This is a genomic window from Microcystis sp. M144S2 (assembly GCF_020246065.1).
GTDB classification, from domain to species: Bacteria; Cyanobacteriota; Cyanobacteriia; order Cyanobacteriales; family Microcystaceae; genus Microcystis; species Microcystis ichthyoblabe_A.
On the sequence record NZ_JADBTR010000047.1, the window covers coordinates 1 to 13,480 of the forward strand.

The following is a 13,480-nucleotide window of genomic DNA, read 5'->3' on the forward strand; positions in this document are numbered from 1 at the left end:
AACAATTTTTGCAGTAAGCACTCCAACCCTTATCCTGACTTGATTTCAGTTGTTTCTTTGTCAGTAAGGGTGTCAACAAGGAATATTACAAATTGTTAACCGAGTCTTGAAAGCCTTGTGCCACAAAGGTTTGAAATGTTAAGAAAGATGTGACTAAAGGACAGATCAAGGGGGGCAGGGGGGATCGAACCTAAAATCCATTTTTAATTTAATTATAACCAGCTACTTATATCGCTTTTTGTTTACCCATCGGGAATTATCATCTTACCCTGGCAGACCAGAACTGATGCACCACCCACAGAAACTTCCGTAATTTTACGGTTGTTTTTCTGAAACTTTAATTGTATGTTGCTAGGTCTGCCCATTTCCACCCCTTGGATTATCGTCCATTGATTCATCCCTTCCCTAGAAGATTCTAAAGCCCCTAAGTAACCGGCCAAAGCGGCCACAGCCGAACCGGTGGCGGGATCTTCCATAACTCCTAAACCGGGGGCAAACATTCGGCCATAGAGACGAGATAGGGGAGATTCTGGGTCAAAACAGCAGACAAAAAGGGAATTAGCGGGGGATTGACCTAATAATGATGACCAGAGAGTTAGATTTAGTTTTATTTTCCCTAAAATATCTCGATTTTTAACGGGGATGAATAAAAAAGGGAGACCGCAGGAAAAGGCGCGGGGGGAATAACCGGGTAAGAAATCGGCAACGCTTAGGGAAAGAATCACCGCTAAATCATCGAGAGCATAAGTATCCGTCACTAATTCTGGCAATTGTGCCACTTTTAACTCACTATAGACCGGTTTTTCCCCCTCCATGAGAATTTTTACCGGTACTAAACCGACTCCTTCCTCTAGATAAATCGTGGTTTCTTGGTAGGGGGGAATAGCGCCGATTAGGGCTAAAATATAGGCTGTGCCGACGGTAGGATGGCCCGCAAAGGGTAACTCGGTACTGGGGGTGAAAATCCGGACTTTTTTAGTGCCTTGGGGTGTTTCTGGCGGAAAAACGAAGACTGTCTCCGAGAAGTTAAATTCGGCGGCGATTTTTTGCATCTGGGTGTGGGTTAATCCAGACGCTTCCGGAAAAACCGCCAGGGGATTACCACCAAAAATGCGATCGCTAAAAACATCGGCGGTATAGTAGGAATAGGTAGGCACGCGGGGGATAGGGCAACAGTTATCGGAGAATTTTTTTATCTTACACCTATCTTCACCTCTGACCGCCCCCCGGTTGTCTGTCTAGGGATAGATACTCCTTGTCAGTCCTGTTAGTCTTTGTTGACTAAGAAATAATGAAAATACAGAGTTTTTCCCAAAGATAAGGTATGTCTTGAATCGTCTCGGAGTCTCCTAATAACTGCTATAGACTCTACTACTTATTCGGTTCTAATCTGGCTAATAAACTGACTAACTTATCTCTGACGGAATTGTGGGTGTATTCGTCTTCAGGGTGAGGTTTTTGATGGGGTTTTTGAAAATAGGGACGTTCTCCGTATAATTGTCCCCATTTCACATCGACTCGGTGTACTAATTCATAGAGTAATTCTTGATTGTCTAAAATTTCTTCTAGGATTAACTCTAAAGCTTGAACGGGATTATCTAAATTTTGACTGACTTTTGTTAATTCTTCATCAACGATAAGCTGTAAAATTATCTGCAAAGCTCCCGAAGAATCCCCTAAATTAGCGGCAATAAACTGTTTAATTTCAGTCCTTACCTGCACTAATTTGGGGACAGGAGATTCCCCTTTGAGGAAATCCGCCCCCTCTTGAGCGATAAAATCTGCTAGGGTAAACTCGCGCCTTTCGATGATATCTTGGGAAAAATCCGGTTCTTCAGGGGTCATAAATTAAAAATATTAGCGATAATAGACTCTAGGACTTATTGTGACATTTTTAGGAATATCTATGGGCATCGATCGCAGAGAGTTTCAACACCGTCGTCAGCAGGTAATGGAAAAAATCGGCAATGGAACCGCAATTTTTCGCAGTGCGCCCATGGTGGTCATGCACAATGACGTAGAATACACCTATCGTCAGGATAGTGACTTTTTTTACCTGACAGGATTTAATGAACCGGAGGCGGTGGCGATTTTAGCACCCCATCACCCCGAACATCAGTTTATCCTGTTCGTACAGCCAAAGGACCCGGAAAAAGAAACCTGGACAGGCTATCTCCACGGTGTGGAAGGAGCAAAGGAGATTTTTGCTGCTGATGAGGCCTATTCTATCGAAGAATTGGACGAAAAATTACCTCAATATCTCGAAAAAGCCGATCGAATTTATTATCATCTCGGCCGGGACAAAACTTTTAATACAACTGTTCTAAAGCACTGGCAAAAATTAATCGCCACTTTTCCCCGTCGCGGCACTGGACCGACTGCTTTAGAAGATACTAATTTTATTCTCCATCCTTTGCGCTTACTGAAAACCGAGGCCGAATTGGACAATATTCGCAAAGCAACTGCTATTTCAGCACAGGCACATAATCGGGCCAGAGAATTTACCAAAGTTGGTCACTACGAGTATCAAATTCAAGCGGAAATTGAGCATACTTTTCGCCTAGAAGGGGGTATGGGTCCTGCTTATCCTTCTATTGTTGCTAGTGGTGCTAATGCCTGTATTCTGCACTATATCAACAATAATCGCCAAGTACAAGAAAATGAGCTTTTGTTAATTGATGCCGGTTGTGCCTACAATTACTATAACGGTGATATTACCCGCACTTTTCCCGTTAATGGTAAATTTACCCCCGAACAAAAAATTATCTACGAAATTGTTCTGGAAGCTCAACTAAAGGCGATTGAAGTGGTAAAAACCGGTAATCCTTATAATCTTTTTCATGACACAGCCGTGAGGACAATTGTGGAGGGATTAGTAGATTTAGGGCTATTGGTCGGCGACATTGATGAGATAATTAAAGAGGAAAAATATAAGCCTTTTTATATGCACAGAACTGGTCATTGGTTAGGATTAGATGTCCATGATGCAGGAGGTTATAAAGTTAACGAAGAAACTTGGCAAACTTTGCAGCCTGGTCATGTTTTAACCGTGGAACCCGGTATTTATATCGCCCCCGATATTAAACCGGCTGAAGGACAGCCGGAAGTGCCAGAAAAATGGCGGGGTATCGGTATCCGTATCGAAGATGATGTGTTAGTTACTGCCACAGGAAATGAGGTTTTAACTGCAACGGTTCCCAAAAAAGTTGAGGATATCGAATCTTAAGTAAAAAGCTAGGTGTTAAAAATTGTCAGTTCCCCCCTAACCCCCTTATTGAGGGGGGATTAAAGGCAATATCTATCCTCAAAAAGGAGATTAAATTAAGTTTTTTTTAGAGATTATTATGGTTGCTACCCAACAAAAAATATATACCTTTACAGAATATTTAAATTATCAGGACTCCACAGATAATAAATACGAATTATTTAACGGAGAATTAATTTTTATGCCTCCCGCTAGTGGCTTTCATGCTTTGATACTTAGATATATATTTAAGGTGTTGGAAAGGGAAATAGAGAGGCTACAATTAGACTGGCAAGTTATGCCTGCTACCGTGGGAATTCGCACCGATAAAGCTAAATCGAGAGTTCCAGACTTAATGATTTTAACTGCCGAACAATGTCAAGAGATTAGAAATATGACCACAGCAGTGATTGAATTTCCTCCCCTCTTAGTTGTAGAAATTGTTAGCCCCGGTAATGCCGATGATGACTACCGTTATAAGCGTTCAGAATACGCAGTGAGAGGCATTCCTGAATACTGGATTATCGATCCTATGTCCCTAAAAATATCGGTTTTAACCCTGATTTCGGGATTTTATGAACTGGCAGAATTTAATCAGGAAGATAGGATAATATCGGTGACATTTCCTGATTTAAAATTAACTCCTCAAATGGTCTTTGAATAGTAAAATCTTAGCTGGAGACTTTTATGATTGCTACCCGACAAAAAATATATAGCTTTGCAGAATATTTAAATTATCAGGACTCCACAGATAATAAGTACGAATTATTTAACGGAGAATTAATTTCCATGCCTCCCGCTAGTGGCTTTCATGCTTTAATTCTTGCCTTTCTTTATGATTATTTAATAGCAGAAATTAAAAGATTAAATCTAACTTGGAAAGTTATGCCCGCTACGGTGGGAATTCGCACCGATAAAGCTAAATCGAGAATCCCAGACTTAATGATTTTAACTGCTGAACAATGTCAAGAGATTAGAAATATGACCACAGCAGTGATTGAATTTCCTCCCCTCTTAGTTGTAGAAATTGTTAGCCCCGGTAATGCCGATGATGACTACCGTTATAAACGTTCAGAATATGCGGTAAGAGGCATTCCTGAATACTGGATTATCGATCCTATGTCCCTAAAAATATCGGTTTTAACCCTGATTTCGGGATTTTATGAACTAGCAGAATTTAATCAGGAAGATAGGATAATATCGGTGACATTTCCCGATTTACAATTAACTCCTCAAATGGTTTTTGCCCAGTAGCATTATTAACGATTATGACTATCCCCTTAGAAATCCAACAACGTTGCCAACAACTAAAAACAGAACTACAAAGGGCCAGTTATGCTTATTATGTTCTTGATGATCCTTTTATACCCGATAGCGTTTATGATCAACTTTATCGGGAATTAGAAGACATAGAAAAGCGTTATCCCCAATTAATCACCCCCGATAGTCCCACCCAAAGAGTCGGAGATAAAATCTCTAGTCAATTCGTTTCTGTCCGTCATAATATTCCCCTGTATAGTCTCGAAAATGCCTTTAACCTCGAAGAATTAAATAAATGGGGCAGCCGTTGGCAAAGATATATAAATGAAACCCAAGACACGGAATATGTGTGTGAATTAAAAATCGATGGTTCCGCTTTAGCTTTAACCTACGAAAACGGCTTTTTAGTCAGAGGTGTTACCAGAGGGGATGGAGTCACCGGCGAAGATATTACCCCCAATGTGCGGACAATTCGCTCTATTCCTTTACGCTTAAATATAGATAATCCCCCGGCAATTGTGGAAGTGCGCGGCGAAGCTTTTTTACCCCTCGATACCTTCGATAAAATCAATCAAGAAAGAGAAGAAAAAGGGGAATCTCTCTTTGCTAATCCCCGCAATGCGGCAGCAGGAACCCTACGACAATTAGATCCGAAAATAGTTGATAAAAGACGCTTACAATTTTTTGCCTATACCCTGCATTTAGACGATAACCATATCACTACTCAATGGCAATCCTTAGATAGATTAGAAACCATGGGATTTCTGGTTAATCCCCACCGTCAACTCTGTCCATCCCTGCAAGAAGTGGCGCAATACTATCAAGATTGGCAAGAAAAACGTCATCAATTAGCCTACATGACCGATGGTGTCGTAGTCAAAATCAACGATTTACAGCGACAAAATCGCTTAGGATTCACTCAAAAATTCCCCCGGTGGGCCATCGCTTTAAAATATCCTGCCGAAGAAGTCCCCACGGTAGTTAAAGATATTATCGTCAATGTGGGACGCACCGGCGCGGTTACACCCATGGCGGTGATGGAACCGGTACAGGTAGCAGGAACCACCGTACAAAGGGCTACTTTACATAATAGCGATCGAGTGGCCGAATTAGATATCCGCGTCGGTGACACGGTAATTATCCGCAAAGCGGGGGAAATTATCCCGGAAGTGGTGAGAATCCTGCCAGAATTGCGTCCTAGCCACACCTTACCCTTTCAGATGCCCACTAATTGCCCTGAATGTCAATCTCCCCTAGTCCGTCCGGTGGGGGAAGCGGTGACGCGCTGTGTTAATAGTTCCTGTCCGGCGATTTTGCGGGGAAGTGTAGTACATTGGGCCAGTCGCGATGCTCTCGATATCCGGGGATTAGGGGAAAAAGTGGTAATTTTGCTGATTGAACAGGGATTAGTTACCGCTATTTCTGACCTCTACAGCCTCGAAAAAACGGAAATTGCCAAATTAGACCGAATGGGCGATAAATCCGCCTTAAATTTGATTACAGCTATGGCTCAGAGCAAAAATCAAAGCTGGTCGAGGGTACTTTATGGGCTAGGGATTCGCTATGTGGGCAGCGTTAACGCCAAAATTCTCGCCGAAAGTTTTCGGACTGTGGAGGAGTTAGCTAACGCCAGCGTGACTGATTTAGCTTCTGTCTATGGTATCGGTGAAGAAATCGCTCAATCGGTCTATGATTGGTTTAGAATCGAGGCTAATCGGGATTTAGTCGCTAAATTACAGGCGGCCGGTTTACAATTTGCCGCAGCAGCAAAAACCACCACCACAAAAGCGACTTTAGCAGGGAAAACCTTTGTCATTACTGGCACTTTACCAACTCTCAAACGGGAGGAAGCGAAAGAATTAATCGAAAAAGCCGGGGGGAAAGTGACGGGTTCTGTCAGCAAAAAAACTGATTATTTAGTGCTAGGAGAAGCGGCGGGTTCTAAGCTAGAAAAAGCCCTAGAATTGGGCATTACTCAGCTAACTGAAGCACAATTACTCGAATTAATCGAAGTCGAAAAAGTCTAGTCAAATCTGGATTATTTCATTAACATAAAAGACAAGTTCATCCTTAAAAAATATCAACCAAACTGGGCGATAAACTTGATTTAATCTAGAAACAAACTCATCAGATAAACAGTCAATTTTTAAGGACGATAAAAGTAACATTATATTAAGTAAATGTCTCTAGTTAAGGACTTTCTGCTATTCTAAGGAATAGGTATATAGTGCTAGTCCTCACGGATATTCAAACTCTCTCTAACTTTTTATAAAAATAACATAAATAACAGGGGTTTATATTAATGATAACTTCAGAGTTGGCTTCTTTAATTATCGGCATTGAAGAAAATGTGCGGACAGAGAGCGAATATTATGGCAAGCTGGTCGAATGGCGAGAAAAATATCAAACATGGCATTATGGAATTAGCTTATCGAACACGCATTTCTTTAGTTTAGGAACTCTAGAAAAACAAGAACTGCAACTCCTAAAACGCCACGATATTCGTGATTTTGACCTAAGAATTCTTCCTGATGTTAAATCACCCTTTGAAAGCGACGAAGTTATAGAACGACTTAAATATGCTTTGAGATGGTTACAGGACTTACCAGACAATTCACCTAATAAGACAATCACAGGTAAGGAATTGGCTTTTCGGATATTGACAGGCAATCCAGATTATGAATATTCTGGAGATACAAAACCAATTTCCCCCGACCTAAGTTATGAGGATTATTTAAAGCAAGTTTCACCGAAGCTTCAACATAGCAAACTTGGAGATTTTTTGGGCAATCGAAAAATTTTGCCGTACATATTCTTGTTTTTGTTTGCCTTTTTAATAGTTGTTGCAATTGGTTTAATAAATGATGGTTATGGGTTCGTCACTGATATGCCCTGGCTAAGGGGGATACTTCCATTATTATTATTACTACTTATTATCGCTAATGTAGCGATAGTATCTAACTGGATATCAAATTTTAAATGGTCGGGCTTTCAGAAAAAAAGCTTTTGGGATTGGCTACAATTATTGATAGTACCTCTAATGTTAGCCCTGGGCGCTTTCTATCTGAATTCTGCAGCCGACTTTAGAGATTATCAAATTGCACAAGAGCGAAAACAGCAGGAAATTTTGACTGATTATTTTTCCAAAATGCAAGGTTTAATTGTAGAGACAAAAAAAATCAAAGAAACATCAGGTTATACAAAATTACACCCAAAGGATGAGGCAGCAAGGCTGTTACCAGAATTTAGATCAACTGCTCAAGCTTTAACTCTCTCTGTTTTAGAACAATTAGATGGCAAACGTAAAGGAAAAGTTATCATTTATTTGGCTGAATCACAGTTAATTACTGTTGATAATAACAAGCTATCTACTCAGCCAGAAATTAAATTAGATGGAGCAAATCTCGCAGGTATGGTATTAAATAATGTTGATCAAGTTATGGTGGATAAAAAGCCATTAGGAATAGCAATTACTGGGGCAGATATGACAGACTCTACTATTAAGAGTGTAAGATTATTTGTGGATTCACAGCTAGGGCGATCCGATTTTAGTCGAGCAAATCTAACAGATGTTTATTTCACTAATGCTAATATGTCGCTGGCAAAATTTTTTCAAGGTACAATTAATGTAAATTTTGATGGAACTATTTTAAAGGAAACTATCTTTGATGGTGTTAGACTAGAAAACGTAGTATTTAATCCAGCAACTAATTTCGATTATGCTTGTTTTACCACCAGCACTACATTTTATAATACCAATCAATTCGGTAATCTACTAACGAAAGATATTTTAAAAGAGTTAAAAGAAAAACGAGATATTTCTATTAATCTAGAAGCTAAAACTTCTCAAGACTGTAAGCGTCAAATTAAAACCTAATAAACAGGGATCAAATAGTATGAATAATCGAGAGCGTTTAATCCTAACAACTTTAATATTAAGTATTGGTCTTGCTGGCCAAGTATCTTCTCAAACTGCTTCCTATGGGGTTGTTTATGGTTCAGATCGAGGCATTCAACAAGCACAATGGGAAATAGAACAACTGTCTGGACGATTACCGCAATATCGAAACCAAAATTATTTATTTAAACGAGGAGAATATTATGTGAGTGTCATCTTATTCCCAACCAAGCAAGATGCTGATAACGCTCTACCAATAATAGAGAATGAATATAAAAGAGGCTCATTTGTCAGACCTCTTAACGATTGGTGTCCCAATTGGAAAAACCCGAAAAAGAAAGATAAAGAAAGTGGCATAAGCTATTATGACTGCGGAAACTGAAAATAAAAAATGCTTGTCAGAAAAACTAGGGTGATCGAGGAATGATCGCCCTGCATTTATTTTTATGTTTGCTTGATAAATAAGCTCTAAGATTGGAGCAAATCTACGGAAGTATTATCGATTAACCCAGCAACAGCATTAAGATAATCATTAAGTTCCATTTTGTGAGCTTGGGCAAATAAATTAAGGGTTTCTACCTTTGTTCCTTCTCCCTGTTCAATGCGTCTCACTTGACGCTCGGATACTCCTATAATATCTGATTGTCGCAGTTGATGCTGTTTGCGTAAAGAGGCAATCGCTCGACCAAAAATCTGATCATGTTTTAATTTAATCGCTGCAAACTTTTGTTTTGCTACTGGTTCAATCACACTCAAAAAAGCCTCTATATCAAGATGAATATCCACGACTGGCCAATGAATATAACTACCATCTTCTGCTATAATAAACTTCTCTCTTTCTTCTAGAGGAATACGCTGTAAAGCTGGCATAGATGCAAAGGGAATTTCTAGATCATTGAGATCACAGCGACTGATTAATAAACTTTCCCCAATAACTAAAGCTGTGGCGATTAAATGCTCTTGCGCTCCCCAAATCCAAGCATTAATTACCCTTGTCGGTAAAGTAAAATCTCGATAAACGAGGGTATTTCGCAGGGTGCGTAAATTGGCCTGTTTAAATAGTTGCGGCAAGCAGATAGAATCAATGTCTGCTCGGATAAAAAGACCTCGCAGATGATGTTTATCATTAGCATTTCTGGCAATATCTGACACGGCTTTTAAACCAGTCAAAGAAGTACAAATAAAGATGTTTTTTAAGTAATCAATATTCTTTAAATCTGGTAAGGAAAGAATCTGCACAGATTGAAACTCTGGCAAGAAATTATAAATTTCTTTATCCTCAATTATAACAGTAATTTCTGGCTTATTTAACATGATTAATTCTCCCGGGTACAGACCTTTGCCTCCCATTCAATTAGGAGCGCAGAACGATTCGCTAAAACGTGGTCAAGAATTTGCTTTTTTTCCTTACTAGATATTTTGGCATTGGCGGGCCATTTCACCTGAAAATTTAGACCATTTTCTTGATTACAAAGTAAGAAAAAAACTCTAATTTCCCATTGGCCCGGTTTACGAACATGAAAATGAGGTGGCAAATGATCGTGAGAATTGAAAAACAGATCTAAGCCATCTAAATTAAAGGATTCCACCTTGCCCAAATCTTCACCTCGCCTACCTCAACTCTGGTCACTTAATGCCATTATACACTTAACCAGACATTTTGTCCTTAAATTCTGAAATATAATGTCTGCTTAACCTAGAACGATCAAAGCGTTAGATTAGAGAGAGTCCTTTTTTGAGAGATATTTAAACCTGATGGTCTGGCCTTTTAAACCGAAAACCCGCAAACAAATCGCTCGAATAGAAATTACAGGTGCAATTGCCTCCGATACCCGCAAAAGAGTCTTAAAAGCCCTAGAAATCGTTAAAGAAAGGCAATATCCCGCCCTACTTCTCCGTATTGACTCCCCCGGGGGAACCGTGGGGGATTCCCAAGAAATTTATGAAGCATTGAAGCGGTTACAAAAAACCACGAAAATAATCGCTAGTTTTGGCAATATTTCCGCCTCTGGCGGCGTTTATATCGGTATGGGGGCTAATTATATTATGGCTAACCCCGGCACGATTACCGGCTCGATCGGTGTTATCCTGAGGGGGAACAATCTGGAAAGATTGTTGGATAAGGTGGGAGTTTCGTTTAAAGTGATTAAATCGGGCCCTTATAAAGATATTCTCTCCTTTGATCGAGAATTAACTGATGAAGAAGAAAGAATTCTTCAGGATATGATCGATACCAGTTATCAGCAATTTCTGCAAACCGTCGCCGGAGCGAGAAATTTAGATGTCAATCAGGTGAAAAGTTTTGCCGATGGGCGCATTTTTACCGGTCAACAGGCGTTAGAATTAGGAGTCGTTGATCGCTTAGGAACCGAGGAAGATGCCCGACTTTGGGCGCTAGAATTGGCAGGATTACCCCCAGATAAAACTAAATGTCAGACTATCGAAGAACCGAAACCCCTCCTTAGTCGTCTGACGGGCAATCGTTCCCAAATACCCCCAGGATTACAAAAAACCCTACAGCGTCTAGAATTTGAATTGGAAGTTAACGGACAACTGTTGTGGTTATACCGACCCTGATGACCAGATTAAAGTCGAGAAAAAGGGCGCGTTAACCCCTAAAATTGACTCATCAGGATTAGCGGAGGATGACAATCGTGCAGTGGAAGGTTCGAGCCATTCGGGGAGCAACGACGGTAACGGTTAATACTATTGAAGCTATACGAGAAGCAGTAACAGAACTCCTCGAAGCGATCGAAATTCACAATAGTCTCGATCCCGATGATATTGTTAGTATTATCTTTACGGCAACTCAGGATTTAGACGCGATTTTCCCCGCTGCTATCGCTCGCGAACGTCCCCATTGGCAAAATGTCCCCCTCCTCGATGTGCAACAGATGCAGGTCGCTGGTAGTCTAGAAAAGTGTATTCGCGTAATTCTCCACGTTAATACTCCCAAACTACAAGGGGAAATGCAGCACGTCTATCTCCGGGGGGCGAAAAATCTTCGCCCCGATTGGCAGATTTCTCCAGTAACTATTAATCGCTAAAATCTTCCATAACTGACTAAATCCCCATTTCCGACAGCCAACTCAAAATTAATTGATTAACTTTTTCGGGATGTTCATCGTGGGGACAGTGACCAGCTTTGGCAATCGGATAAAATTGGGTATTATTTCCCATTTTAGCTCTTTCTTGGTAAATTACCGAACCGGCGATCGGTGTCCAAGGGTCATCCTCTCCCCAGAGTACCAATAAAGGGCGATCGATTGGCGGTAATAATTCCTGGGGAGAAGGTCCGGGGGATGCTGTCAACACCGATGCGAACACTCCCCACGCACCCGCATCACAGGAGGGTTGATAGAGAATTTCGACTAATTCCTCGGTAATCGCGGTATGATCCCGATAAACCTGTTTTAAAGTGTTACGGATGCGATTTTTCTGCCTTACCTGTTCAAAAATAAACTTTCCTGTCACGGGAGAACTAACTAAACCGGTAAAGGCAGCCATGATTAAACGCAAAGGGAAATTTAATTCTTCGGGACGATGGTTTAATCCTCCGGCACAGTTGATAATTACTCCTCCGGCAGTGATTTCGGGAGATTCTGCCATCAGCATTAAGGCAATCAGTCCCCCGATGGAATTACCAATAAATACGGTCGGTTTTGCGATTTTTTCCCGCCAAAAGTCTTGTATTTGCCGCTGCCAAAGGTTGAGACTATAATCTAAAGCGGGCTTATCCGCACCCCCAAATCCCAAGAGATCTAGGGCATAGACTTGATAGCCATTTTCCGCTAAAACGGGGATATTTTTGCGCCAATGACCGATAGATGCGCCAAAACCGTGAATTAAGACTAGGGGTTGTCCTTCTCCCCGCACAGTGTAGGGGATGGTGTGACCTTGCCATGTCCAAGACAATTGCTCTAAGCTAGTCGCAGTGATCGGAGATTGTAGTGCCATTGTATGAAGTTTTATTAAGTGATATTTAAATTATAGAGTAAAAATCAGCCGAGAATTTATGCCACAACGCCGGACTTTTACCAATAACTCGATGACAATTTCCTATTTACAATGGAGCGATCGAGGTATGCCTCTATTATTATTGCACGGCATGGCGGATCATGCTTTGGTTTGGTCAAGCTTGGGCGATTATTTAAGCTCAAATTATCAAGTTATTGCCCCAGATTTGCGGGGACATGGGGAAAGCGGTAAACCGGCAACGGGTTATCACTTTCAGGATTATATCGGCGATTTAAGGGCTTTAATTAATCATTTAGGTTGGACGCAAGCACATATTTTAGGTCATTCTTGGAGTGCTAAAATAGCGGCAATTTGGGCAACTCAACAGCCGGAAGTATTTAAGAGTTTAATTTTAGTCGATCCCTTTTTTATCGATAAAATGCCTAGTTGGATTAGGATAACTTTTCCAATTCTCTATCAAGTTTTGCCCTTTTTAAAGATTACTCGTTCCTTTGATAGTTATCAGAGCATAGAAGCGATCGCTCGTCAATTAAAACAATATAAAGGTTGGTCAAATTTACAGCAAGAGGTGTTTAAAAATGCCATCGAACAAAAAGCTGATGGCAGTTGGAGCAGTAAATTTACTTTATCGGCACGCGGGGAAATTTTTGAGGATGTCATGGGGTTTGCTGGATTAACTAAAGCTTTAGATATTCCCAGTTTATTGATCCTTCCCCAACAAGGATTAAATCGCACTACTTGGCAAATTCAATCCTATAAAAAGTATTTAACTTCTCTAGAGATTAAAAAAATACCGGGTAATCATTGGGCATTTTTAGGGAAACCTGAAACTTTTAATCAAGCGGTGGCTGAGTTTTTATCTGTTCGGGAAAATGACGATGTTTAATTAGAAGGTAATTGAGCTAATTTTAAGCTGGATTACGCTGCCCTAAGTAGGTAGGTATTAAAAACTTTCAGATACCCCCCTTATCAAGCTGTCCTTTAGTCACATCTTTCTTAACATTTCAAACCTTTGTAGCACAAGGCTTTCAAGACTCGGTTAACAATCTGTAATATTCCTTGTTGACACCCTTACTGACAAGGAAAAAACTGAAATCAAG

At 40.4% G+C, this 13,480-nt stretch carries 14 protein-coding genes; 9 read left to right on the plus strand and 5 right to left on the minus strand.

All coding sequences use genetic code 11. The annotated features are described in order from the left end of the window. Positions 1-242: 242 nt before the first annotated feature. Both IM462_RS06380 and IM462_RS06385 read right to left on the minus strand, forming a co-directional pair. Complete coding sequence (locus IM462_RS06380; protein ID WP_287701815.1) at positions 243-1,157, minus strand: PhzF family phenazine biosynthesis protein; 915 nt, start codon at positions 1,155-1,157, stop codon at positions 243-245. Positions 1,158-1,371: 214 nt separating this feature from the next. Beyond that, complete coding sequence (locus IM462_RS06385) at positions 1,372-1,845, minus strand: hypothetical protein (protein WP_287701817.1); 474 nt, start codon at positions 1,843-1,845, stop codon at positions 1,372-1,374. Between the two features lie 61 nt (positions 1,846-1,906). Between IM462_RS06385 and IM462_RS06390 the strand changes: the two genes are divergently transcribed. From IM462_RS06390 to IM462_RS06415, 6 genes are all read left to right on the plus strand, one after another. After that, positions 1,907-3,226 (plus strand): aminopeptidase P N-terminal domain-containing protein, encoded by a 1,320-nt coding sequence (locus IM462_RS06390; RefSeq protein WP_287701819.1) that lies wholly within the window; start codon positions 1,907-1,909, stop codon positions 3,224-3,226. 118 nt (positions 3,227-3,344) lie between these two features. Further along, positions 3,345-3,908, plus strand: coding sequence for a Uma2 family endonuclease (locus tag IM462_RS06395; protein WP_287701821.1), 564 nt, complete (start codon positions 3,345-3,347; stop codon positions 3,906-3,908). Positions 3,909-3,931: 23 nt separating this feature from the next. Next, a complete protein-coding gene (locus tag IM462_RS06400; RefSeq protein WP_287701823.1) occupies positions 3,932-4,498 on the plus strand; it encodes a Uma2 family endonuclease in 567 nt (188 codons plus the stop codon). A 14-nt stretch (positions 4,499-4,512) separates the two neighbouring features. After that, entirely contained in the window at positions 4,513-6,531 is a 2,019-nt protein-coding gene (gene ligA / locus IM462_RS06405) for an NAD-dependent DNA ligase LigA (RefSeq protein WP_287701825.1), read from the plus strand. A 290-nt stretch (positions 6,532-6,821) separates the two neighbouring features. After that, the gene (locus IM462_RS06410; RefSeq protein ID WP_287701827.1) at positions 6,822-8,381 is read left to right on the plus strand and encodes a pentapeptide repeat-containing protein; all 1,560 of its coding nucleotides are present in this window, start codon (positions 6,822-6,824) and stop codon (positions 8,379-8,381) included. Positions 8,382-8,400: 19 nt separating this feature from the next. Next, positions 8,401-8,784 carry a hypothetical protein gene (locus IM462_RS06415; RefSeq protein ID WP_287701829.1) on the plus strand — a complete coding sequence of 128 codons (384 nt, stop codon included), beginning with the start codon at positions 8,401-8,403 and terminating at the stop codon, positions 8,782-8,784. An 86-nt stretch (positions 8,785-8,870) separates the two neighbouring features. On the opposite strand, the gene IM462_RS06420 is transcribed toward IM462_RS06415, so the two are convergent. Together IM462_RS06420 and IM462_RS06425 are read right to left on the minus strand one after the other, a co-directional pair. Beyond that, positions 8,871-9,716, minus strand: a complete 846-nt coding sequence (locus IM462_RS06420) for a DUF2442 domain-containing protein (protein WP_287701831.1) — start codon at positions 9,714-9,716, stop codon at positions 8,871-8,873. Between the two features lie 2 nt (positions 9,717-9,718). Further along, positions 9,719-9,991: a DUF4160 domain-containing protein gene (locus IM462_RS06425; protein WP_223210775.1), complete on the minus strand. Its 273-nt coding sequence runs from the start codon at positions 9,989-9,991 to the stop codon at positions 9,719-9,721. Between the two features lie 166 nt (positions 9,992-10,157). Here IM462_RS06425 and sppA point away from each other — a divergent pair, with 166 nt between their 5' ends. Beyond that, positions 10,158-10,979 (plus strand): signal peptide peptidase SppA, encoded by an 822-nt coding sequence (gene sppA, locus IM462_RS06430; RefSeq protein ID WP_002793030.1) that lies wholly within the window; start codon positions 10,158-10,160, stop codon positions 10,977-10,979. 68 nt (positions 10,980-11,047) lie between these two features. Next, positions 11,048-11,449: a chorismate mutase gene (gene aroH, locus IM462_RS06435; RefSeq protein WP_287701834.1), complete on the plus strand. Its 402-nt coding sequence runs from the start codon at positions 11,048-11,050 to the stop codon at positions 11,447-11,449. 16 nt (positions 11,450-11,465) lie between these two features. Here aroH and IM462_RS06440 read toward each other — a convergent pair whose 3' ends face one another. After that, positions 11,466-12,359 carry an alpha/beta fold hydrolase gene (locus IM462_RS06440; protein WP_287701836.1) on the minus strand — a complete coding sequence of 298 codons (894 nt, stop codon included), beginning with the start codon at positions 12,357-12,359 and terminating at the stop codon, positions 11,466-11,468. Between the two features lie 58 nt (positions 12,360-12,417). On the opposite strand from IM462_RS06440, the gene IM462_RS06445 reads away from it, so the two are divergent. Next, entirely contained in the window at positions 12,418-13,266 is an 849-nt protein-coding gene (locus IM462_RS06445) for an alpha/beta fold hydrolase (RefSeq protein ID WP_287701837.1), read from the plus strand. Positions 13,267-13,480 lie beyond the last annotated feature (214 nt).